This is a genomic window from Streptomyces sp. NPDC002446 (assembly GCF_053595675.1).
The window spans coordinates 15,107-37,962 of sequence record NZ_JBSFYC010000025.1 but is presented as its reverse complement, the minus strand read 5'-3'; the positions used below and the strand labels follow the sequence as shown (position 1 = coordinate 37,962).

At 73.3% G+C, this 22,856-nt stretch carries 19 protein-coding genes; 13 read left to right on the top strand and 6 right to left on the bottom strand.

The window, feature by feature from the left end:
* Window positions 1-207: 207 nt before the first annotated feature.
* Genes ACWD6P_RS16585 through ACWD6P_RS16575 form a run of 3 tightly spaced genes read right to left on the bottom strand, consistent with a single transcriptional unit; the run spans window position 208 to window position 2,737 of the window.
* A complete protein-coding gene (locus tag ACWD6P_RS16585) occupies window positions 208-1,161 on the bottom strand; it encodes an ABC transporter substrate-binding protein (protein WP_451444803.1) in 954 nt (317 codons plus the stop codon).
* Window positions 1,158-1,664 carry a GNAT family N-acetyltransferase gene (locus ACWD6P_RS16580; protein ID WP_451444802.1) on the bottom strand — a complete coding sequence of 169 codons (507 nt, stop codon included), beginning with the start codon at window positions 1,662-1,664 and terminating at the stop codon, window positions 1,158-1,160. The genes ACWD6P_RS16585 and ACWD6P_RS16580 overlap by 4 nt, the downstream gene beginning before the upstream one ends.
* The gene (locus ACWD6P_RS16575; protein ID WP_451444801.1) at window positions 1,661-2,737 is read right to left on the bottom strand and encodes an LLM class flavin-dependent oxidoreductase; all 1,077 of its coding nucleotides are present in this window, start codon (window positions 2,735-2,737) and stop codon (window positions 1,661-1,663) included. The genes ACWD6P_RS16580 and ACWD6P_RS16575 overlap by 4 nt, the downstream gene beginning before the upstream one ends.
* Before the next feature lie 439 nt (window positions 2,738-3,176).
* On the opposite strand from ACWD6P_RS16575, the gene ACWD6P_RS16570 reads away from it, so the two are divergent.
* From ACWD6P_RS16570 to ACWD6P_RS16520, 11 genes are all read left to right on the top strand, one after another.
* Complete coding sequence (locus ACWD6P_RS16570) at window positions 3,177-4,070, top strand: amino acid ABC transporter permease (RefSeq protein WP_451444800.1); 894 nt, start codon at window positions 3,177-3,179, stop codon at window positions 4,068-4,070.
* On the top strand, window positions 4,067-5,929 hold the full coding sequence (locus ACWD6P_RS16565; protein ID WP_451444799.1) for an FAD/NAD(P)-binding protein: 1,863 nt from the start codon (window positions 4,067-4,069) through the stop codon (window positions 5,927-5,929). The genes ACWD6P_RS16570 and ACWD6P_RS16565 overlap by 4 nt, the downstream gene beginning before the upstream one ends.
* Window positions 5,913-6,812: an amino acid ABC transporter permease gene (locus ACWD6P_RS16560; protein ID WP_451444798.1), complete on the top strand. Its 900-nt coding sequence runs from the start codon at window positions 5,913-5,915 to the stop codon at window positions 6,810-6,812. The genes ACWD6P_RS16565 and ACWD6P_RS16560 overlap by 17 nt, the downstream gene beginning before the upstream one ends.
* Window positions 6,809-7,579: an amino acid ABC transporter ATP-binding protein gene (locus tag ACWD6P_RS16555; RefSeq protein WP_451444797.1), complete on the top strand. Its 771-nt coding sequence runs from the start codon at window positions 6,809-6,811 to the stop codon at window positions 7,577-7,579. The genes ACWD6P_RS16560 and ACWD6P_RS16555 overlap by 4 nt, the downstream gene beginning before the upstream one ends.
* A 2-nt stretch (window positions 7,580-7,581) precedes the next feature.
* A complete protein-coding gene (locus ACWD6P_RS16550) occupies window positions 7,582-8,571 on the top strand; it encodes an ABC transporter substrate-binding protein (protein ID WP_451444796.1) in 990 nt (329 codons plus the stop codon).
* 26 nt (window positions 8,572-8,597) lie between these two features.
* Window positions 8,598-9,608, top strand: a complete 1,011-nt coding sequence (locus ACWD6P_RS16545) for an LLM class flavin-dependent oxidoreductase (protein WP_451444795.1) — start codon at window positions 8,598-8,600, stop codon at window positions 9,606-9,608.
* Entirely contained in the window at window positions 9,605-10,924 is a 1,320-nt protein-coding gene (locus tag ACWD6P_RS16540) for an NtaA/DmoA family FMN-dependent monooxygenase (RefSeq protein WP_451444794.1), read from the top strand. Before ACWD6P_RS16545 ends, ACWD6P_RS16540 begins: the two co-directional genes overlap by 4 nt.
* Window positions 10,925-10,929: 5 nt before the next feature.
* Window positions 10,930-11,715 (top strand): DUF1684 domain-containing protein, encoded by a 786-nt coding sequence (locus ACWD6P_RS16535; RefSeq protein ID WP_451444793.1) that lies wholly within the window; start codon window positions 10,930-10,932, stop codon window positions 11,713-11,715.
* 277 nt (window positions 11,716-11,992) lie between these two features.
* Window positions 11,993-12,901 (top strand): S1 family peptidase, encoded by a 909-nt coding sequence (locus ACWD6P_RS16530; protein ID WP_451444792.1) that lies wholly within the window; start codon window positions 11,993-11,995, stop codon window positions 12,899-12,901.
* Between the two features lie 204 nt (window positions 12,902-13,105).
* A complete protein-coding gene (locus ACWD6P_RS16525) occupies window positions 13,106-14,053 on the top strand; it encodes a slipin family protein (protein ID WP_451444791.1) in 948 nt (315 codons plus the stop codon).
* 391 nt (window positions 14,054-14,444) lie between these two features.
* The gene (locus tag ACWD6P_RS16520) at window positions 14,445-15,515 is read left to right on the top strand and encodes a S1 family peptidase (protein ID WP_451444790.1); all 1,071 of its coding nucleotides are present in this window, start codon (window positions 14,445-14,447) and stop codon (window positions 15,513-15,515) included.
* 119 nt (window positions 15,516-15,634) lie between these two features.
* Here ACWD6P_RS16520 and ACWD6P_RS16515 read toward each other — a convergent pair whose 3' ends face one another.
* The 3 genes from ACWD6P_RS16515 to ACWD6P_RS16505 all read right to left on the bottom strand — a co-directional run bounded on the left by ACWD6P_RS16515 (window position 15,635) and on the right by ACWD6P_RS16505 (window position 17,958).
* A complete protein-coding gene (locus tag ACWD6P_RS16515) occupies window positions 15,635-16,075 on the bottom strand; it encodes a subtilase-type protease inhibitor (protein ID WP_451444789.1) in 441 nt (146 codons plus the stop codon).
* A 489-nt stretch (window positions 16,076-16,564) separates the two neighbouring features.
* Window positions 16,565-16,888 (bottom strand): nuclear transport factor 2 family protein, encoded by a 324-nt coding sequence (locus ACWD6P_RS16510; protein ID WP_451444788.1) that lies wholly within the window; start codon window positions 16,886-16,888, stop codon window positions 16,565-16,567.
* Window positions 16,885-17,958 carry a DUF3533 domain-containing protein gene (locus ACWD6P_RS16505; RefSeq protein ID WP_451444787.1) on the bottom strand — a complete coding sequence of 358 codons (1,074 nt, stop codon included), beginning with the start codon at window positions 17,956-17,958 and terminating at the stop codon, window positions 16,885-16,887. Before ACWD6P_RS16505 ends, ACWD6P_RS16510 begins: the two co-directional genes overlap by 4 nt.
* 222 nt (window positions 17,959-18,180) lie before the next feature.
* Between ACWD6P_RS16505 and ACWD6P_RS16500 the strand changes: the two genes are divergently transcribed.
* The gene (locus tag ACWD6P_RS16500; protein ID WP_451444786.1) at window positions 18,181-21,792 is read left to right on the top strand and encodes a DNA polymerase III subunit alpha; all 3,612 of its coding nucleotides are present in this window, start codon (window positions 18,181-18,183) and stop codon (window positions 21,790-21,792) included.
* Window positions 21,789-22,853: a DNA polymerase Y family protein gene (locus ACWD6P_RS16495; protein WP_451444785.1), complete on the top strand. Its 1,065-nt coding sequence runs from the start codon at window positions 21,789-21,791 to the stop codon at window positions 22,851-22,853. Before ACWD6P_RS16500 ends, ACWD6P_RS16495 begins: the two co-directional genes overlap by 4 nt.
* The last annotated feature ends 3 nt before the right edge of the window (window positions 22,854-22,856 follow it).

Below are 22,856 nucleotides of genomic sequence, written 5' to 3'. Positions count from 1 at the left end.
CTATCGTCGTCCATGAGGCGGAGGGTGTGCCAAGTGGATAGCCGCCGCACGGGGGGTTCGTGACACATCTGGTGCAAAGAGGGTGGCGCGCCATCAGCTTCCGCGCCCTGCACGGGAACTGACAGTATGAAGAACATCACGGTCGGTACCCGACCGAGTGATACCGAGTGGTGTCGGCAATTGGCCGGCGGGCCAGGCGCGGGCGGCTCACTTGATCTCCGGCGGGCTGATCTGCGACGTCTTGATGGCCGAGGGGGAGGTACCCCACTTCTTGAGGATGCGGTCGTAGGTGCCGTCCTCGCGCAGCCGGTTGACCGCGGCGCGGACGGCGGGCGCCAGCGGTGTGCCCTTCTTGAACGCGAAGCCCACGTCGAGCCGCTTGAACTCGTTGAGGAACCGCAGGTCCGGCTGCCGGGTGACCGCGTAGCGCAGTCCGTTGATGGTGCTCATCACCACATCGCTGCGGCCCTGCTGGAGCGAGATCCACAGCGCGCCCTGCTCGGCGTAGGTCTTGACGTCGTACGGCTTCCGGCCGGCCTTCGCGCACTGCGGCGCATACTCCTCCAGCGTCGCCTCGAAGGTGGTGCCCGCGCCGGTGGCGACCGTCAGCCCGCACAGCTGCCGCAGCGAGGTGACCTTCTTCAACGGGCTGTCCTTGCGCGCGGCGAAGCCCTGGCCGTCGTTGATGTAGGTGACGAAGTCGACGGTCCGGCGGCGCTCGTCGGTGACGCCGAAGTTGCCGGTGCCCACGTCGTACTTGCCGCTGCCGAGGGCCGGCAGGATCGCTTCAAAGCTCGCCACCTCGCGGTCGACGCGCAGGCCCAGGACCTTGCCGACCGCGTCCGCGAAGTCGATGTCCTGTCCGGCCAGGGTCTTGCCGTCGGGCAGATAGGCGGCGCCGGGCGGGGTGCCGACGCTCGCGGCGAGGGACAGGGTGCCGCGGGCCCGGACGTCCGCGGGCAGCAGCTTCGCCGCGGCCGGGTCCCTGCGGACCGCCGAGACCACGTCTTCGGTGGGGAGATCGGCGTCGGCGGCGGCCGGTCCGGCGGCCCCGGCGCCGTGCGGCGGGGTGCCCGCACCGCAGGCGGTGAGCGCCAGGACGGCGGTGGCCAGGAGGGCCGCGGCGCGCAGTGCGGTGGTGCGGGGCGGGGTGGTGGTCATGGGTGCGGGATCTCCAGGTGCTTCTCGAACGGCAGGGGGCCGATCGACTCCGGGGCGGCGGACAGGTCGAACAGCGGGCGGTAGCCCGCGGCGAGGTAGAGGCCCCTGGCCTCCGGCTGACGCGGACCGGTCGTCAGGAAGACACGGGTGTAGCCGCGCTGGGCGGCGTCCCGCTCCAGGGTGTCGAGCACCCGCCGGGCCAGCCCGCGCCTGCGGTGCGCCGAGTGGGTCCAGATCCTCTTCAGCTCGGCGGTGCGGGCGTCGTAGCGGCGGTACGCGCCGCCGGCGACCGGGTCGCCGTCCTCCAGGAGCAGCACGAACGCGCCCCCGGGCGGGGCGAACTCCGCGGCGGGGTACTCCAGGCTCAGATCGACGGGCCTCTCGTACCGGGTGCGGTACTCGTGGGTCAGCTCGTCCAGCAGCGGCCGGGCGAGGGGGTCGGTGACGGTGGTGTGATGCACCGTCAGATGCTGGGCCCGTGCGGGGCGGCGCGTGGTGGTCACCGGGCCGCCTCCGGCACCGGTGCGGGCGCGGCGGACGGCCAGGGCAGCGGATCGGGCAGCTCGTCGCGCAGCCGCGGCAGCACCTCGGCGGCGGTCAGCCGCAGCACCTCGGCCCTGCGCGCGAAGGGCAGCCCGGCGCTGTCCACGGAGAAGAACTGCAGCGCATGCCCGTACGCGGCATGCTGCTCGCGGATCTTGGCGGCGATCCGCCCGGGGGAGCCGACCAGCGCCGGGCCGTGGTCGGCGGCGTCGTCCAGGGTGCGGAACGGGGTGTTGTTGCCCGGTACGTCACGGGCGGCGACGGCCGCTTGGTAGTACGGCGCGAACTCCCGGCGGGCGGTGCGGTCGTCGGCCGCGGCGTAGAGCGTGCCGCCCGCCGCGACCAGCGCCGCCGCGGGATCGTGCCCGTAGTCCGCCCAGCGTGCGCGGTAGTGGTCGATCAGCTTGGCGTAATCGGCCACCGGCTGGATGACGTTGGCGGCGAAGACCGGGTCGCCCCACAGGGCGGCCAGCTCCACCGAGCGTTCGCTGGTGGCGCTGCCGTGCCAGACGGTGGGCGGCTGCTGGTAGGGGCGCGGCAGCGCGGTGGCGTCCCGGAGCGCGGGCCTGAAGCGGCCCGACCAGGTGACCTGCTCCTCGCTCCACAGCCGGCGCAGCAGTTCGTAGTTCTCCTCCTGCAGCGCGTACTGGTCGTCCGGGTCGCGGCCGAAGAGGTGCCAGGGCTCGGGGGCGTTGCCCTTGCCGATGGTCAGCTCCAGCCGGCCGCCGGAGAGCTGGTCGACGGTGGCGTAGTCCTCGGCGACCCGGACGGGGTCGAGGGTGGACAGGACGGTGACGGTGGTGAAGAGCCGGATGCGGCGCGTACGTGCGGCGATCGCGCCCAGCACCGCGGGCGGGGAGCTGGACAGGAACGGTGCACCGTGCCGCTCTCCGACACCGAAGGCGTCAAAGCCCAACTCCTCGGCGAGGACGGCGAGTTCGAGGACCTCCTGGAGCCGGTCGTGCGGGGTGAGGAGATGTCCGGACAGCGCGTCCGGGACGTTGTCGATCAAAGTCATGACGCCGAAGCGCATACCGCGCCCTTCTAGGGGAGGAGCGGAGAACGGGGAACTGCGAGGGGAGGGGAGGGTGCGCCGGAAAAGGGCGGCGCGAGGTGTGTGTGAAGGCGCGCGGTTGGCGGAAGGGAAGAACCGCGAAAACGGCCCGGCCTGATCGGCGACGGGCTTCAGGGCAGGGCGTCAGCTCAACAGGACGACGACCACACACGACCGAAGTCGATGTGGTCGCGGGTGACCAGCCGCTGCCATGCGTACATGCGACTAAGTGGAACAGGCATCCGTTTCCCCGTCAACCGCGAAGTGATCCATCGCTCACAGTGTGGACGGCCTTGACAGCACGGCGTGTTCACTCCCTAGCATCGGGGACCGGTCGTGCTGAGGGGCGCGACCCGTTCGGCCCGTGTGAAGGCGCCCAGAGCCTGTGCTCGCTCTCGGCATCCACGGAGCCTTCGCCATGTCCTTGGTAGATCCAGCCCCCGACACCCTCGACGCCCGCGTCACGCCCGCCGCGGCATTGCCCGGCGCCCCGGACCCCGCCGTGCCCGACGCCGCCGCGCGCATCGTCCCGCGCCGCCGCACCGGCCAGTGGGCGGCGGCCGCCGCCGTCCTCGCCCTGCTGGCCCTGGCCGCCACCTCCGTCGTACGCAACGACGCCTTCCAGTGGGACGTGGTCGCCGACTACTTCCTGACCACCGCCGTACTGCGCGGCCTGGGCCTGACGCTCTGGCTGACCGCGCTCGTCATGGCGCTCGGCTTCGTCCTGGGCACCCTGCTCGCGACCATGCGGCTCTCCGCCAACCCCGTGCTGCGCGGCGTCAGCTGGGGTTACGTCTGGCTCTTCCGGTCGATGCCGATCCTGGTGCAGCTGCTGTTCTGGTTCAACATCGGGGCGCTGTACCCGACGATCCTCGGCATCAAGACGGTCGATCTCCTCGGGCCGGTCACCATCGCGGTCATCGGGCTGACCCTGCACGAGGCCGCGTACGCCGCCGAGGTGGTCCGCGGCGGCATCCTCTCCGTCGACAAGGGCCAGCTGGAGGCCGCCCAGTCGCTGGGGCTGGGCGCCGGGCGCCGGCTGCGCCGGATCGTGCTGCCGCAGGCGATGCGCGCCATCGTGCCGCCGGCCGGCAACATGCTGATCGGCACCCTCAAGGGCACCTCCATCGTCAGCGTGATCGCCGTCCAGGACCTGCTCTACTCCGTCCAACTGGTCTACCACCGCACCTACCAGGTCATCCCGCTGCTGCTGGTCGCCACCCTCTGGTACATCGTGGTCACCTCCGCGCTCAGCGTCGGCCAGTACTTCATCGAGCGGCACTACGCCCGCGGTACGGCCGGTGCCCGGTGACCGCCTCGCTCGTCATCGTCGGGGCCGGCCCGCGGGGGACCGGCGTCCTGGAGCGGCTCGCCGCCAACCTCCCCTCCCTGTACGGGGACCGGCCCCTGGACATCCACCTCGTCGACCCGTACCCGCCCGGCGGCGGCCGCATCTGGCGCGCGGACCAGTCCCCGCTGCTGTGGATGAACTCGATGGCCGAGGACGTCACCATGTTCACCGACGCGACGGTGGAGCAGGCGGGTCCCGTCCGGCCGGGGCCCACGCTCGCCGAGTGGGCCGAGGCCGGCGGGCAGGAGTTCCTGAGCCGGCGGGAGCAGGGCGCGTATCTGCGCTGGGTGTACGAGCGCTCGGTGGCCGCGCTGCCGCCGTCCGTCGCCGTCCATGAACACCGGCACACGGCCGTACGGGTCTCCGGCTCCCGCGACGGCCGCCAGCAGGTATGGCTGGCCGGCCGCCCCACCCCGCTCCTCGCCGATCTCGTGGTGCTCACCCTGGGGCATCTGGAAGCCGAACCAGAGCTGGAAGAACGGGAGTTGAGCGACTTCGCGGCCCGTCACGGGCTGACGCACCTGCCGGCCGCGTTCACCGCCGACAGCGATCTGAGCGCCCTCCGGCCCGGCGAGCCGGTGCTCGTCCGCGGCTTCGGGCTGGCCTTCATCGACCTCATGGTGCTGCTGACCGAGGGCCGCGGCGGCACGTACACCACCGGCCCCGACGGGCGGCCGGCCTACCGGCCCTCGGGACGCGAACCCGTCCTGCACGTCGGGTCGCGGCGCGGGGTGCCGTACCACTCCAAGATCGGCTATCAGCCGCACGGCGAACGGCCGCCGCTGCCGCGGTTCTTCGGCCCCGAACAGGTCGACGAGCTGCTCGCCCGGCCGGGCGGATGGGGGTCCCCCCGCTCGAACGGAGCCGACAGCGGGGGAGACTTCGACCGCGACGTCCGGCCGCTGATCGACAAGGAGCTGGGCTTCGCCCACTACCACCGGCTGTTCACCGCCCACGCCGAGCGCACCCGGATGAACTGGCCGGACTTCGAGGAGAAGTACGCCGCCGCCGACCCCGGCGGAGCGGCCCTCCAGGCCCTGGTCACCGCCGCCGTCCCGGACCCCGCGGACCGTCTCGACCTGGACGCCCTGGACCGTCCGCTGGCCGGGGTGCGCTACCCCGACGGCGAGGCACTCCAAGAGGGACTGCGCGGCTACATCGAGGCCGACCTCGCCCGCCGCCACGACCCCGCGCACAGCCCCGACCTGGCGGTCTTCCTCGCCCTGCTGTCGGTATACGGCCAGCTGGTCCGGCTCGGCGACCTCGGCCCCTGGTGGCACGGCTTCTTCAGCCACCTCGCCTCCGGGCCGCCCGGCCCGCGGCTGCGGCAGCTTCTCGCGCTGTCCCGCGCCGGTGTGGTGCGCTTCCTCGGCGCCGGCACCACCGTCACCGCCGACGAGCGGCGCGGGGTGTTCCGCGCCACAAGCGCCAGTGCGCCGGGGGAGTCGGTCGAGGCGCGGGCGCTGGTGGAGGCCCGGCTGCCGGCGCCGACCGTTGTGCGCACCCGCGACCGCCTGCTGCGCGGCCTGTACACCGACGGCGCGGCCACGACGCCCTCCGGGCTGCTGGCGGTGGCCCCCACCGACGGCCGGATCCTGGACCGGGCCGGACGGCCGCACCCGCGCCGCTTCGCCCTCGGCCCGCACACAGACGCCCGCTCCTCCGGGGCCTTCGCCCGCCCCCGTACCAACGCCCCCGCCTTCCGGCAGAACGACGCCGCCGCGCGGGCGCTGCTGACCTTCCTCCGCGACCGGGCCGCCCCGCCCCTCCCCGTCCCCGCACCACCCACCCCCGAGGACTCCCATGCCGCTGACCACTGACCCACCCGTCGAGCAGTCCGCACCCGAGCGGGCCGGGCCGCCGGGACGGGACGATCCGGCGGCCCTGAAGATCGTGCCCGTACGTCATCCCTGGCGCTGGGCCGCGGTCGCGGTGACCGCCGTGCTGATCGCCCAGTTCGTCCACGGACTGGTCACCAACCCGGCCTGGGAATGGGAGGTGTTCGCCCGGTTTCTCACCGCGGAGACGGTGCTCAAGGCGGTCTGGGTCACCCTCCAGCTGACCGTCTACGGCACCGCCCTCGGCTTTGCCCTCGGTGTGGTGCTGGCCTTCATGCGGCTGTCCGCGAGCCCCTTCCTGCGCTGGGCCGCCCTCGGCTACATCTGGGCCTTCCGCTCCATCCCGCTCATCGTCCAGCTGCTGTTCTGGTTCAACCTCGCCTACCTCTACAAACGGCTGGAGTTCGGCATCCCCTTCGGCCCGGGCTTCTTCCACTTCGACACCATGGGACTGGTGGGCGCGATGGGCGCGGCGGTGCTCGGCCTCGCGCTGCACCAGGCCGCGTACGCCGCCGAGATCGTGCGCGGCGGGGTGCTCGCCGTCGACGCCGGACAGCTGGAGGCGGCCGCCGCGCTCGGCATCCCCCGGCTGCGGCAGCTGCGCCGCATCGTGCTGCCGCAGGCGATGCGCTCGATCCTGCCGAACGCCACCAACGAGGTCATCTCCCTCTTCAAGGGCACCTCGATCGTCTCCGTCATGGCGATCGGCGAGCTCTTCTACCAGGTCCAGGTCATCTACGGACGCAACGGCCGGGTCGTACCGCTGCTGATGGTGGCCACCGCCTGGTACGTCCTGCTCACCACCGCGCTCTCCGTCCTCCAGCACTACGTGGAACGCCACTACTCCAAGGGAGCCACCCGATGAGCACGCCCGGCCCGATGGTCGACGTCCGCGCGGTCCGCAAGAGCTTCGGCTCGCTCGACGTCCTCAAGGGCGTGGACCTCCAGGTCCGCACCGGCGAGGTCACCGTCGTCCTCGGCCCGTCCGGCTCCGGCAAGTCCACCCTGCTGCGCACCATCAACCACCTGGAGAAGGTCGACAGCGGCTCGGTGAGCGTCGACGGGGCGCTGGTGGGCTACCGGCGGTCCGGCAACAGGCTGTACGAGCTGCGCGAGCGCGAGATCCTCAAGCAGCGCACCGGGATCGGCTTCGTCTTCCAGAACTTCCGTCTCTTCCCGCATCTGACGGTGCTGGAGAACCTCACCGAGGCCCCGGTCGCCGCGCTCGGCCGGTCCAGGAAGGACGCCGCCGAGGCCGCGCGGGCGCTGCTCGCCCGGGTCGGGCTCGCCGGCAAGGCGGACGCCTACCCGAGGACGCTCTCCGGCGGCCAGCAGCAGCGGGTCGCGATCGCCCGTGCGCTCGCCCTGGAACCCAAGCTGCTGCTCTTCGACGAGCCGACCTCCGCGCTCGACCCGGAGCTGGTCGGCGAGGTCCTCGACGTCATCAAGGACCTGGCGCACCAGGGCACCACGATGATCGTCGTCACCCATGAGATCGGCTTCGCCCGCGAGGTCGCCGACACCGTCGTCTTCATGGACGACGGGCGGATCGTCGAGCAGGGCACGCCCGCCGAGGTCCTCGACCACCCGCGCCATGAGCGCACCAAGTCCTTTCTCTCCAAGGTCCTTTGAGCATGAGGAGCCGTCCGTTGCACCGCCGCCGCACCCTGACCACCGCCCTCGTCCTCGCCGCCGGCTCCGTGCTGCTGACCGCCTGCGGCGGCGGGGCGCCGGGCGGCGGCAGCGAGCACGTCGCCGCCGGCGCCGGGGGACTGAAGATCAATATCGGTCCCGACCAGCACCGCGTCCGGGGCACCGAGGACCCCGAGATCGCCGCACTGGTGCCCGCCCGGGTCCGCCAGACCGGCGCCCTGCGGATCGGGGTGAGCGCCGGCGCCAGCCCGCCGCTCTCCTTCCACGCCACCGATGACAAGACCCTCATCGGCGTCGAGGAGGACATCGCCACCCTCGTCGCCGACACCCTCGGGCTCGCACCCCGCTTCGACCCGCTGTCCTGGGAGAACCTCTTCGTCGGCCTGGACAGCGGCAAGCTCGACGCGGTGTTCTCCAATGTCACCGTCACCGAGGAGCGCAAGGACGCGTACGACTTCGCCACCTACCGGCTCGACCGGCTGGCGGTGGAGGCGAAGAAGGGCAGCGGGTGGCAGGTCCGCGGCGCCAAGGACGTCGCGGGCCGGACCGTCGCGGTCGACTCCGGCACCAACCAGGAGAAGATCCTGGTCGACTGGAGCAGGGAGAACGAGCGGGCCGGCCGCAAGCCGGTGGACATCAAGTACTTCCAGAAGCCCTCGGACACCTACCTCGCCCTCCAATCGGGCCGTATCGACGCCTACTTCGGCCCCAACCCGACCGCCGCCTACCACGTGAACACCGCGGGCCAGACCGAGATCGTCGGCTCCTTCTCCGGCGGCGGCACCGTCCCAGGGACGATCGCCGCCACCACGAAGAAGGGCAGCGGCCTGGTCAAGGCCTATGCCGCGGCCCTGCAGAAGGTCATCGACAACGGCCGCTACGGCAGGGTGCTGGCGCGCTGGGGGCTGACCGACGAGGCCCTGAAGACCTCCCGGATCAACCCGCCCGGCCTGCCCAGGACCGCCGACTGACCGGCGCCGGAACGGAAAGGAACCCCATGCCCCACCCCCTGCACCTGGCCGTCGCGCTGGACACCCCGCCGACCGCCGGACACGCCGCCCAGGACGCCGCGTACTTCGTCGCGCTCGCCCGGCTCGCCGAGCGCGGCGGCCTCGGCTTCGTGACCCTCGGCGACGGCTTCGCCCGCCCGGGACTCGACGCACTGGCCGTGCTCGCCCGGGTCGCCCCCGCGACCGGACGGATCGGGCTGATCCCCACCGTCACCACCACCCACACCGAGCCGTTCCACGTCTCCACCGCCGTCGCCACCCTGGACTGGGTCAGCCGCGGCCGGGCCGGCTGGGCCGTCGACGTCTCCACCACCGGGGCCGACGCCGCACTCTTCGGCCGCCGGCCGGCCGCCCCGCCCGCCGAGGTCTGGGCCGAGGCGGCCGAGGTCGCCGAGGCCGTCGCCCGGCTGTGGGACAGCTGGGAGGACGACGCGGAGATCCGCGACCGCGCCACCGGCCGGTTCATCGACCGCGACAAGCTCCACCACATCGACTTCGCCGGCCGCACCTTCTCCGTCCGCGGCCCCTCCACCGTGCCCAGGCCCCCGCAGGGCCGCCCGGTCATTGCGGTGGACGCCAGCGAGGAGCCCGCGCGCGAGGTGGCCGCGGCCCACGCCGACCTCGCCCTCGTCCGTGTCGAGGATCCCGCCACCGCGCGGGCGGTCCGCGAGGAGCTGCGCGACCGCGCCCGCACACACGGCCGCGACCCCGGTCGGCTGCGGGTGTTCGCCTCGCTGCCGGTCGAACTCGACGACACCGCCGACGGCACCGGGCTCGCTGACCTGATCGCCGACTGGCGGGCGGACGAAGCCGCCGACGGCTTCCATCTGCGTCCCGCCGACCCCGGCCGGGACCTCGCGCTGCTCGTCGAGGCCACCGTCCCCGCCCTCCGGGAGCGCGGGCTGCTGCTCTCCGGTCCCCCGGGCGGGACGCTGCGCCAACGCCTCGGCCTGCCCCGGCCGGCCAGCCGCTACGCCCTCGCGGGGGAGACCGCATGACCCCGGCGACCGCACGCAGGCAGATCCATCTCGCCGCGCACTTCCCCGGCGTCAACCACACCACCGTCTGGGCGGACCCGAGGTCGGGGAGCCAGATCGACTTCTCCTCCTTCGAGCATCTCGCCCGCACCGCCGAACGCGGCCTGTTCGACTTCTTCTTCCTCGCCGAGGGGCTGCGCATACGCGAACACAAGGGGCTCGTCCACGACCTCGACGTGGTCGGCCGGCCCGAGTCGATCACCGTGCTCAACGCCCTGGCGGCGGTCACCGAGCGCCTGGGGCTGGCCGCCACCGTCAACACCACCTTCAACGAGCCCTACGAACTCGCCCGCCGGCTCGCCTCCCTCGACCACCTCAGCAACGGCCGGGCGGCCTGGAACGTCGTCACCACCTCCGACGCCTTCACGGGTGAGAACTTCCGCCGCGGCGGATACCTGGACCGCGCCGACCGCTATCTCCGGGCTGCCGAATTCCTCGCCACCGCACGGGAGTTGTGGGACTCGCGGACCGAGGACGGCCACCACGCCCGGACGGTCGACCGCCGCGGTGCGCACTTCACCGTCCGCGGCGAGTTCACCGTGCCGCGCAGCCCGCAGGGCCATCCCGTCGTCATCCAGGCCGGGGACTCGTCCGAGGGCCGGGAGTTCGCCGCCTCCGCCGCCGATGTGATCTTCACGCGGCACGCGGGCCTGGAGGCGGGACGCGCCTTCTACGCCGACGTCAAGGGCCGCCTCGCGGCGTACGGAAGGAAGCCCGCCGACCTCAAGATCATGCCGGGGGTCACCTTCGTCCTCGGCGACACCGCCGCCGAGGCCCAGGAACACGCCGCCGAGATCCGCCGGCAGCAGGTCTCCCCGCAGAACGCGCTGCTCGCGGCGGAGCAGATCTGGGGCGTGGACCTCTCCGGGTACGACCCCGACGGGCCGCTGCCGGACCTCGATCCGGACCCCGGCGGTGAGCTGGCGCAGGGCCGGGTCAGGATCGCCGACCCGAAGGCGGTCGCCGACAAGTGGCGGGCGCTCTCCCGCGCCAAGGGGCTGTCCCTGCGCGAGACGGTGATCGAGACCACCGGACGGCAGTCCTTCGTCGGCACTCCCGAGGACGTCGCGGCGCAGATGGACACCTTCGTCCGGGCCGGCGCCGCCGACGGGTTCATCCTGGTGCCCCATCTGACGCCGGGCGGTCTCGACCCGTTCGTCGACCGGGTCGTACCGCTCCTCCAGGAGCGCGGTGTCTTCCGCACGGAGTACTCCGGTACGACCCTGCGCTCCCACCTCGGGCTGCCGAAGCCCGCGCGCCCCGTATGGAAGGGTTGACCGCCATGAGCACCCACGCACTCCAGGAGTGGCGGGACTGGCACGCCCGGCGCGTCGCCGCCGTCTCCGGGCCCTACGGCCCGCTCGCCCTGACCGGGACGCACTGGCTGGCCGACCACCCCGGTGGCCGCATCGGGGGACTGCCGGGCATCTGGACCGAGGGGGCCGACGAAGTCGTGCTGCGGGCCGCCGCCGGGGACGGGCTCACCGTGGACGGCGAACCGGCGGCCGGTGAGTTCCGGCTCGGCCAGGACCCCGGCCCCACCGCCACCCGGGTGGCGGTGGGCGAGCGGCATCTGCTGGTGCTGCGGCGCGAGGGCCGGTGGGCGGTGCGCGACTACGATCCGCACTCCGCCGCCCGCCGTTCCTTCGCCGGGATCGAGGTCTACGCGCACGACGAACGCTGGGTGCGGCCGGGCCGGTTCCGCCCGTACGCCCAGGGCCGCACGGTCCGGGTGCCGCACGCCGACGGGCAGCGGCGGTTGCTCGGTCTCGCCGGTGAACTCGCTTTCACCTTCGAAGGGGACGAACACACCCTGCAGGTCGCGGTCGAGGGCGACGGCTCCCTGTGGGCCGTGCTCGCCGACGCGACCAGCGGCACCGACAGCTACCGCTTCCGCTTTCTGCGGCCGTCCGCGCCCGCCGAGGACGGCACCGTCACCGTCGACTTCAACCGCACCCTGCTGCCGCCGTGCGCGTTCGCCGACCACTTCCTGTGCCCCTTCCCGCCGCCCGGCAACACCCTGCCGATCGCCCTGCGCGCGGGGGAGCGGAACCACATCGTCCACTGATCCGTCCAAGCCGCGACCGAGGGGGTCAGCGCCGCCCCGGCAGCCGTCAACGAGGCTGCCGGGGCGGAGTGCGTGGTGCGGCGGGTGAGGTGACAGCCGTGTGTCGGGGACGAGACATTCGTGCAGGCCTCTTGCGCCGCCGGGGCGGCGCGCCCGAAACTCCGCTCAGCGCTTGTCAGGGGCACGCTGAAAATAACGTGCGGATTCCCGCGTGCCCTTCGGCTGCGCCTCACCGGGCCGCTCACCTGCGGCCCCCCGATCCCCCTCGGAGGAATCAGTGAGGAACGAGCGCACCACCCCCCGCAGCGGCGTAGCGAGACGCACCCGGCTGATCGCCGTGGCGTCCGGACTGGTGGCTGTCGGAGCCATCGCCATCCCGACCGCCAACGCCCAGGACCCCGCCCCCGCAAGGACGTTCAGCGCCGCCGAGCTCTCGGCCGCCGGCAACGCGGTACGCGCCGCGGACGTCGCCGGCACCGCCTGGCGCATCGACAGCAGGACCCACACCCTGGTCGTCACCGCCGACCGCACCGTCTCCCAGGCCGAGATCGCCAGGATCGAACGGGCCGCGGGCGGCAACGCCGAAGCGCTCCGCATCGACCGGATCGCGGGCACCTTCCGCAAGTTCATCTCCGGCGGCGACGCCATCTACGCCTCCAGCTGGCGCTGCTCCCTGGGCTTCAACGTCCGCAGCGGCAGCACCTACTACCTGCTGACGGCCGGTCACTGCACCGACGGCAATCCGCCGTGGTACACCAACTCCGCGCGCTCCACGAGCATCGGGCCGACCGCCGGCTCCAGCTTCCCGGGCGACGACTACGGCATCGTGAAGTACACCAACACGTCCGTGGCGCACCCCGGGACGGTCGGCAGCCAGGACATCACCAGCGCGGGCACCCCGACCGTCGGCCAGACGGTCACCCGCCGCGGCTCCACCACCGGCACCCACAGCGGCAAGGTCACCGCCCTCAACGCCACCGTCAACTACGGCGGCGGCGACATCGTCTCCGGACTCATCCAGACCACCGTCTGCGCCGAACCCGGCGACAGCGGCGGCCCCCTCTACTCCGGGACCAAGGCGCTCGGCCTCACCTCCGGCGGCAGCGGCGACTGCACGTCCGGTGGCACCACCTTCTTCCAGCCCGTCACCGAGGCGCTCAGCGCGTACGGCGTGAGCGTCTACTGACGCCGACCGGCTGACATCCGTACGTACGCACGGCCGTGATCCCCGGGCCCGGGTCCGGTGGTGCGGGGCCCCCGTCCGCAGGTCTCCCCTGCAGGACGGGGGCCCGACCGCGCCCGCCGCGCGCCTCGACCCCCCTCCGGGCCGGGCATACCATGGAGAGCAAGCCCGATTCGGACGGCATACGGCACACATCAGGGGGCCGTGATGGTCGAAGAACTGGTGACGGCCGGGGTGGGTCTGCTCTGCGCCGGCGGGGTGTACTTCATGGCGGCCGCGCGCGTGGTCAAGCAGTACGAACGCGGTGTGGTGCTCCGGCTGGGGCGGCTGACGTCCGCGGTGCGGGAGCCGGGCTTCACCATGATCATCCCCGCCATCGACCGGATGCGTAAGGTCAATATGCAGATCGTCACGATGCCGGTCCCCGCCCAGGAGGGCATCACCCGCGACAACGTCACGGTCCGGGTCGACGCGGTGGTCTACTTCAAGGTCGTGGACGCCGCCGACGCGGTCGTCCGGGTCGAGGACTACCGCTTCGCGGTCTCGCAGATGGCGCAGACCTCGCTGCGCTCGATCATCGGCAAGAGCGAACTGGACGATCTGCTGTCGAACCGCGAGAAGCTCAACCAGGGGCTGGAGCTGATGATGGACAGCCCCGCCATCGGCTGGGGCGTCACCGTCGACCGGGTGGAGATCAAGGACGTCTCGCTGCCGGAGACGATGAAGCGGTCGATGGCCCGCCAGGCGGAGGCGACCCGGGACCGGCGGGCCCGGGTGATCAACGCCGACGCCGAGCTGCAGGCCTCCAGGAAGCTGGCCGAGGCCGCCGCGGCGATGTCCGACCAGCCCGCCGCGCTGCAACTGCGGCTGCTGCAGACCGTGGTGGCGGTCGCCGCCGAGAAGAACTCCACCCTGGTGCTGCCCTTCCCCGTGGAGCTGCTGCGGTTCCTGGAGCGCTCCGGACTGCAGGCCCAGGCGCAGACCGAGGCGGAGGCCGGACGGGCGCGCGCCCGGCGGCCGGCCGCCGCGGCCGCCGACGGGGAGGCGCAGGGCGCAGGGGAGTCGCGCACTGCCGTCGAGGAGACCGACGCCGAGGCCGACCGTGTGCTGTCGTCGGAGCTGGAGGAGCTGCCGGCGGCGGAGGAACTGCCGTGAGCGGCGGCGCGCGCCCGTAGCGACGCGCCCGCGTACGCACCCGGCCCCCTCTCGTCCGAGAGGGGGCTCTTTTCCGGCCAGAACCGGTCCTCACACTTCGCGCACCGCCGCCGTCCCCGCATGCCCGCTGATGTCCGCAGTCGGGACCGGGGTCCGCGGATATCGGTGTGGTGACGATGTGATGAATTCGTGAACTCCCGTATGTGAGACCGGAACTCGGTCTTGTGCGCGAGTGAGGCGGATGGGAATACTCGGCTCCGCACGTTGGCATGGACGCGACTCCCCGAGACGCTGTTCCACGGGGGCGGACCGCCCGTGTCCCGATCACTCACTCTCCGGGCCCGTGCAACTCCCCACAGTCCGGGCCCTTCCCCCCACGGGAGGCTCTGAGTTGAAGCACCGACGCATACCCAACCGGCGCGCCGTCCTGGCGGCCGCGGGAGCGCTCGCGCTCGCCGCCACCGCCACCGTCACCCTGGCCAGCGCCAACGCGGCCCCCGCCCCCGCCCCCACGGCGGCCAAGCTGACCTCCGCCGCGGCGACCACCCTGGCATCGCAGCTCAAGACCGGTACGGCCGGCGCGTTCTACGACGCCAAGGCCAAGAAGCTGGTGGTCAACGTCGTCAGCGAGGCGGCGGCCGAGACCGTCCGGGCCAAGGGCGCGGAAGCCAGACTCGTCAAGCACACGCTGGCCCAGCTCGACGCGGCCCGGCAGACGCTGAAGTCCAAGGCGACCATCCCTGGCACCTCCTGGGGCATCGATCCGCGGAGCAACAAGGTCGTGGTGACCGCCGACCGCACGGTCAGGGGCGACCGGCTGGACCGCCTCACCAAGGTCACCAAGGCCCTCGGCGACAAGGTCGAACTCCGCCGCAGCAAGGGCGAGTTCACCCCCTTCATCGCCGGCGGCGACGCGATCTGGGGGAGCGGCGCCCGCTGCTCGCTCGGCTTCAACGTCGTCAAGGACGGCCAGCCGTACTTCCTGACGGCCGGTCACTGCGGCAACGCCGTCCAGAGCTGGTCCGACAAGCAGGGCGGCTCGGAGATCGCGACCACCGAGAAGTCCAGCTTCCCCGGTGACGACCACGCCATCGTCAAGTACACGGGCGACACCGCGCACCCGAGCGAGGTCGACCTCTACAACGGCAGCACGCAGAAGATCACCAAGGCCGCGGATGCCACCGTCGGCGAGAAGGTACAGCGCAGCGGCAGCACCACCCAGGTGCACGACGGCGAGGTCACCGGCCTCAACGAGACCGTCAACTACCAGGAGGGCACCGTCGAGGGCCTGATCAAGACCACCGTCTGCGCCGAGCCCGGCGACAGCGGCGGTGCGCTCTTCGACGGCGAGAGCGCACTCGGCCTCACCTCCGGCGGCAGCGGCGACTGCTCCGGCGGCGGCGAGACCTTCTTCCAGCCGGTCCCGGAGGCCCTGGAGGCCTACGGGGCGCAGATCGGCTGACACGTGCGGCACGCCATGCGCCTGGCATGACAGCGGCCCCCGGACGCCGCGCGGCGCCCGGGGGCCGACTCCGCCTCCGGGCGCCGCCGTCCGGCGCCCGGGGACCTGGACCGTGCCGGTCAGAACTCGAACACCGAGCCGCTGCCGCCGGTCAGTGCACAGTCGTTGGAGAAGGTGTACGTGTACGACACCCGCTTGCCCTGCCAGACGCCGTCCGCGGTGACCACTATCGGCGCCCACTCCTTGGTGCAGATCCGGTCCGATCCGGCGGTGGTCACCTTGGTGAAGTCACCGGCGACCGAGCGCAGTTCGGAGCAGGCCGCTCTCGGAGTCGGGTGGCTGCCCTTCGCCACCGGCATACAGCTGAGCGTCACGGCGCGCTGCACCGTGGCGGTCGCGCGGCTTTCGCCCTGGCCGACGGTCAGCACCAGTTCGGTGGGCGCGTAGAGCCCACCGGACCGCGCGGGCGCCGCCGGTGCGGCGACGGCCTGTGCGGTGGTGGCCAGCGTGCCCAGAACCAGTGCGGCGCCGAACGCGATCGCCCCAGTGATGTAACGCATGACGAACACTCCCTTGCTCGAAGGTGCAGATACCGGACGGGAGTCTGGCCCAAGCGCGCACCGAAAAGCACGTTCGGCGATCGCTTTGAGTCGTTGAATGAAAGCTGAGCGTAATGGCGCGAACGAGTCGGGGGTGTGAGGAGGGGCCCGGATCGACCGCCGTGCGGCCAGCGGGGATGCCCCGCCCGTCATGCTCGTGGCATGAGCCGTACCTACCCGGAAGGTAGGAATCCGGCCGCCGACCGGTCGTTCGGGAGGGTTTCGATCTCTGTCGATTGGCTGAAGTGGAGGGGAGGAGGCGGCCTCCGGGCAGCCGGCAGGTCCGCCGGGGGTAAGGGATGCCCCGCTTTGGGGCGGCTTACGCCTCGTCATCCGCCCGTCTCGCGCCGGTAACGCCGTGAAACATCTGTGTAATCCGCCGCGGCCGGAGCGCTGGGGCCCGGGTGCTGCGCCGGCGGTCCGTGCCCGGCCCTCAGGCCTGCCCGTCCCTCAGGCCTGCCCGGTCTCGAACCGGCTCACCTTGCCGTCCGTCACCGTGAACGACCAGCGCGTACGCATCTGCCCCCAGGTGTCGTTGCGGTAGTCCGCCACCAGCGACCGCCCGCCGTCCGACTCCGCCTGCACGTCCAGGTGCCCGCGCGACCCGAAGATCTCCCGGTCGGACCACTGCCGCAGGTCCCGGTCGGACCCGTCGTCGGACATCGTGGCGTCGGGCGTGAGCGCGGCGAAGAACGCCTGCTCGTCGTTGCCGTTGATGGCGGTGACCAGGGCGCGCACCGCGGGGTCGGACAGCTGGTCGACGGGGATGGTCATGGCGCTGCTCCTTGGTTCTGAGGGGCCCGGGAGGGGGGCTCTGCGGAGGGCTCGGTCCTGCGGAAGACGGAGAGGATCAGGGTGAGCGCGGCGCCGCCCACCGCCCACGCGGAGAGCACCAGCAGGGGGCAGGTCACCGCCTCGCCGCGGAAGTAGGCGAGCGAGCGCGCCGTCCAGGTGCCCGCGCCCGGGGGGAGTGCGGGGCCGATGGCGCGCCAGAACGGGGGCAGCAGGGGGTAGGGGTAGGCGCCGCCCGCGCTCGGGTTGCCGAGGATGACGATCAGCAGGATCGCCAGGCCGATGCCGATGATGCCCAGCAGGGCCTGGCAGGCCAGGGTGGTGGCGCCGACCGCGAAGACGACCAGGGCGCCCAGGCCCCACAGCCCGAAGAAGGAGCCGGGCAGGGCGCCCAGCACGGGGCCGACGACGATCGTGCCGGCCAGCCCGGCGGCGATCGCGTATACGGCCAGCGCGGCCAGTCGGATGACCGCCCGGTGCCCGTTGGAGGGGCGCGCCCCGGAACTGATCGCGAGGATCGCGGCGCACAGATAGCCGCCGACGCACCAGCCCACGACGAGGTAGAAGGACGAGAGGCTGCGGCCGTCGCCCCGGTCGGCCGGGGCCACGTCCACCGTGCGTACGGTGCGCCGCTCGGCCTTCTCCGCCGCGCGGACGACCGTTTCGACCGCCTGGGAGAGGGAGGCGCCGCCGCCGCTCGCCACCAGGAGCCGGTCGGTGGTGCCGCGCGGGTCGACGATCAGCGCGCCGTCGATCGTCCGGTCCTCGATCTGCCGCAGCGCCTCGCGTTCGGACGCCACCGCACGCGGGTCCAGCGGGGAGCCGGGCAGCCGGTCCAGCTTGTCCGTCAGCTGTCCGCGGACGGGCGGGGGAGCGACCACGGCGAGCGGCACATCGGTCGGCCTGGGCTGGTGGAAGGCGCCGGTGTACGAGGTGATGAACGCGATCATCAGGCCCAGTACGCCGAGCACCAGCAGCGCGGCGTGCGGTGTCACCGCGCTCCGCACCTCCCCGAGGAAGGTGGTGCGGGTGCCGTCCTCCGTCGTGGCCATGTGTCGCTCCTCGCCGCCCTGACGGCGCCGTGATGAGGCTTTTGTCCACCTATCTTGCGGTCGGTGGCGGGCGTGTGCAGACGGGGTGGGGCTGATCGGCGGACGGCCGGCGGCGGCCCCGGCGTGTTGTTCGTACGAATGTTCGATGTCCGGGTTATGGTGGACAGGAGGAACGAGGGACACAGGATCGGCCGGGGGGCGGATGAGGTGCAGGAGGTGCGGATGCCCGGGTTCACGCATCTGCACACCGCTTCGGGGTTCTCCCTGCGCTACGGCGCCTCCCATCCGGAGCGGCTCGCCGAGCGTGCCGCCGAGCGCGGCATGGACGCCCTCGCGCTGACCGACCGGGACGGGCTCTCCGGAGCCGTACGCTTCGCCAAGGCCGCCGCCGGGGCCGGTGTCCGCCCGCTGTTCGGCAGCGAACTGGCCGTGGCGGAGCGCGAGTCGGGACCCGCGGCCGGCGCGGCCACGGCACGGCGGCGCACCCCCGTGCGCGGCGGCGCCTTCCTCGACGAGTCCGCCGCCCGCGCCGTCTTCCTGGCCCGCGACGGAGCGGCCGGCTGGGCCGCCCTGTGCCGGCTGGTCTCGGCCGCCCATGCGGGCCGGGCGGAGCAGCCCGTCCTTCCCTGGAGCGCCCTGGAGTCCGCCCCGGCCGGACTGACCGTGCTGCTCGGACCGGACTCCGAGGTGGGCCGGGCGCTGGCCGCCGGCCGCCCGGACCGCGCCGCCAAGCTCATCGCCCCCTGGCGCGAGCTGTACGGCGAGGCGCTGCGCCTGGAGGTCGTCGACCACGGCCGGCCCGGCAGCGGCCCCGGCTCCCCGCGGCTGGCCGCCCGCACCCTCGGCTTCGCCGTCGACCAGGGCATCTGCGCCGTCCTGACCAACGCGGTCCGCTACGCCGACCCCGGCCAGGGCCCCGTCGCCGACGTCCTGGACTCCGCCCGCCGCCTGGTGCCGGTGGACCCGCGCCGCCCCGAGGCCCTCGACGGCGGCGAGCGCTGGCTCAAGGACGCCGCCGCGATGAGCCGCACCGCCGAGCGGATCGCCGAGGCGGCCGGCTTCCGGCGCGGCCTGGCGCACCGCCTGCTCGCCATGACCGAGGAGACCGCGGGCGAGTGCCTGGTGGACCCGCAGGACGACATCGGGCTCGGCCGGATCCACTTCCCCGAGCCGCGGCTGGTCGGCGCGGAGCACCGCACCGCCGCCCGGGTGCTGCGCTCGCGCTGCGCCGCCGGCATGGTGCTGCGCGGCTACGACCGCGACCGTACGCGCTGGGCGCGGCTGCACGACGAGCTGCGCACGATCGAACGGCTCGGCTACCCCTCGTACTTCCTGACGGTCGCCCAGGTGGTGGACGACGTGCGGGAGCTGGGCATCCGGGTCGCGGCCCGCGGGTCCGGCGCCGGATCCCTGGTCAACCACCTCCTGGGCATCGCGCACGCCGACCCGGTCGAGCACGGGCTGCTGATGGAGCGCTTCCTGTCCGAGCGGCGGGCCGCGCTGCCGGACATCGACATCGACGTCGAGTCCGCCCGCCGGCTGGAGGTCTACCGCGCGATCTTCGACCGCTTCGGCGCGGAGCGGGTCGCCACGGTCTCGATGCCCGAGACCTACCGCGTACGGCACGCCGTACGGGACGTGGGCGCGGCCCTGGGCATGGACCCGGCGCGGGTGGACCGGCTCGCCAAGGCCTTCCCGCACATCCGCGCCCGCGACGCACGGGCCGCGCTGACCGAACTGCCGGAGCTGCGCGGAGTACGCGAGTACGGCACCGAACGGCTGTGGCAGCTGGTCGAGGCGCTGGACGCGCTGCCGCGCGGGATCGCCATGCACCCGTGCGGGGTGCTGCTCTCCGACGCCACGCTGCTGGACCGTACGCCCGTCGTGCCCACCAGCGGCGAGGGCTTCGCGATGTCCCAGTTCGACAAGGACGACGTGGAGGAGATGGGGCTGCTCAAGCTCGATGTGCTGGGTGTGCGGATGCAGTCCGCGATGGCCCACGCGGTCGCCGAGACCGTCCGGGCCACCGGGCGCCGGATCGACCTCGACGACCCCGCACAGGTGCCGCCCGGCGACCCGGCCACCTACCAGCTGATCCGCTCGACCGAGACCCTCGGCTGCTTCCAGATCGAGTCGCCGGGCCAGCGCGACCTGATCGGGCGGCTGCAGCCGGCCACCTTCCACGACCTGGTCGTCGACATCTCCCTCTTCCGGCCGGGGCCGGTCGCCGCCGACATGGTGCGGCCCTTCATCGAGGCCCGGCACGGGCGCAAGCCGATCCGCTATCCGCACCCCGACCTGGAGGAACCGCTGCGCGAGACCTACGGGGTGGTGGTCTTCCACGAGCAGATCATCGAGGTGCTGCGGATCATGACGGGCTGCGCGCGGGACGAGGCGGACGAGAAGCGGCGCGCGCTGTCGGACCCGGAGCTGCAGGGCCGGGTGCGCGCCTGGTTCGCGCGGTGCGCCGAGCGGCGCGGCTATGCGCCCGAAGTGATCGCGCGCACCTGGGAGATCGTCGAGGCCTTCGGTTCGTACGGCTTCTGCAAGGCGCATGCGGTGGCCTTCGCGGTGCCCACCTACCAGTCCGCCTGGCTCAAGGCGCACCACCCCGCGGCCTTCTACGCCGGGCTGCTCACCCATGACCCCGGGATGTATCCGAAGCGGCTGCTGCTGGCGGACGCCCGGCGGCGCGGGGTGCCGGTGCTGCCGCTGGACGTGAACCGCTCGGCGGTCGCCCATCGCATCGAACTGGTGTCCGACGGGTCTGGCGGGGAGGGCTCCGGCGGCGTCTGGGGGCTGCGGCTCGCCCTCTGCGACGTCCACGGCATGAGCGAGGCCGAGGCGCGGCGGATCGCGGAAGGGCAGCCGTACCACTCCCTCCAGGACCTGTGGCAGCGGGCCCGGCCGTCCCGCCCGGTGGCCGAACGCCTCGCCCGGGTGGGCGCGCTGGACGCCTTCGGCGCCAACCGGCGCGATCTGCTGCTGTACGTCGCCGAGCTGCACCACCACGGACGGCAGGCCTCCGGAGGCCAGTTGACGCTGCACATGGCGCAGGAGACGGGGGTGCCTTCCGGTCCGGGCGGGGCCGGGAGCGTGGGGGAGACCGATCCGGTCGAGCCCGCGGGGCTGCCCGACCTCAGCGACGTCGAACGGCTCAGCGCCGAGCTGGGCGTCCTCGGCATGGACGCCTCCCGCCATCTGATGGCCGACCACCAGGAGTTCCTCGCGGAGCTGGGCGCGCTGCCGGCCCGGCGGCTGCGGGACGTCAGGCACGGCGAGACGGTGCTGGTGGCCGGGGCCAAGGCGGCCACCCAGACACCGCCGATCCGCTCCGGCCGCCGGGTCATCTTCACCACCCTGGACGACAGTACGGGCCTGGTCGACTGCGCCTTCTTCGATGCTCCCCCAGGCCCTGGGGGCCTGGGAGGTACCCCCAGCCCCCTTGAGGCCTGCGCCCGCACGGTCTTCCACTCCTGGCTGCTGCTGGTGCGCGGTACGGTCCAGCGGCGCGGGCCGCGCAGCCTCAGCGTGGTCGGCGCGGCCGCCTGGAACCTCGCCGAGCTGGCCGAACTCCGCCGCGAGGGCGGCCTGGAGGCGGTCACCGCCCGGCTCGCGGAGGGGCCGGACCAGCCCGCGGCCGAGGCGGACAGGGGGCCCGCCGGGAGGCCGGGCGAGCCCGGCGGGGAGCCCGAGACGGCCGGCGCCCCGGGCCGCACCATCCGGCTGGAGACCGGCTATGAGCTGCACCCCTGGGCCGACCTCCAGCCCCCTGGGGAACGCGCCGCCACCGGCCGCAAGCTGTGGCACTCCAGCCCCGGGAGCGCGGGATGAGCCCTCGCGATGCAAGCACCGGCTCCACCGGAGCGGCTGGCGCCCCGCGGCCGCCGGGCATGCTCCACGTACGGTTCGAGGCCGCCGGCGACGCCCCGGTGAGCGCCGTGGAGTTCGAGCGGCTGCTGGCGCTGCTGGCGCAGTTCACACCGATGATCGAGGCGCTGCCGCCGGACGCCGCGCTGGCGGACGTCCGCGGTGCGCTGCGCTACTTCGACCGGGACGCGGCGGGCATCGCCGAGCTGATACGGCTGCGCGCGCTGGTCTGGCACGGCGTACGGTGCACGATCGGGATCGCCGCCAACCCGCTGCTCGCCCGGATGGCAGCCCGGGGGGCGGCCCCCGGAGAGATCCGGGTCGTCCCCGATGACGCCGCGGCCGTCGCGGCCCTCCTCGACCGCCGGCCGGCGTCCGCGCTGCTCGGCGTCGGCCCGGCGACCGCGCGCGCCCTGTCCGCCTACGGGCTCGACAGCGTCGGCCGGATCGCCGCCGCACCGCCCGCGACCCTGCAGCGGATCCTCGGCGCGAAGACCGGCCGGATCGTGTACGAAAGGGCCCGCGGCATCGACCCGACGCCGGTCGTGCCCAATGCGGCGGCCCGCTCGATGGGCGCCGAACACCGCTTCGTCCACGACGAGCTGGACCCGGCCAGGCGCCGCCGGGCGCTGCTCTCGCTCGCCGACGAGCTCGGGGCCCGGATGCGCGCGAGCGGGCAGGTGGCCCGCGCGCTCACCCTCACCGTCCGCTACGCCGACCGCTCCACGACGACCCGCACCCGGCGGCTGGACGGACCGACCGCTCACGGGCCCGCGCTGACCGAGGCGGCCTACGCGCTGCACGCCGCCCTCGGACTGCAACGGGCGCGCGTACGGTCCGTGGCACTGCGCGCCGAGGACCTCTGCCGCGCCGAACACGCCGCCCGCCAGCTGACCTTCGACCCGGCCGACGACAAGGCACACCGCATCGAGGCGGCCGTCGACCGGGCCCGGGCGCGCTTCGGCACCGGAGCCGTACGGCCCGCGGCGACCCTCGGCCGGCACGGCCGAGGACACCGGTCGTAGAGC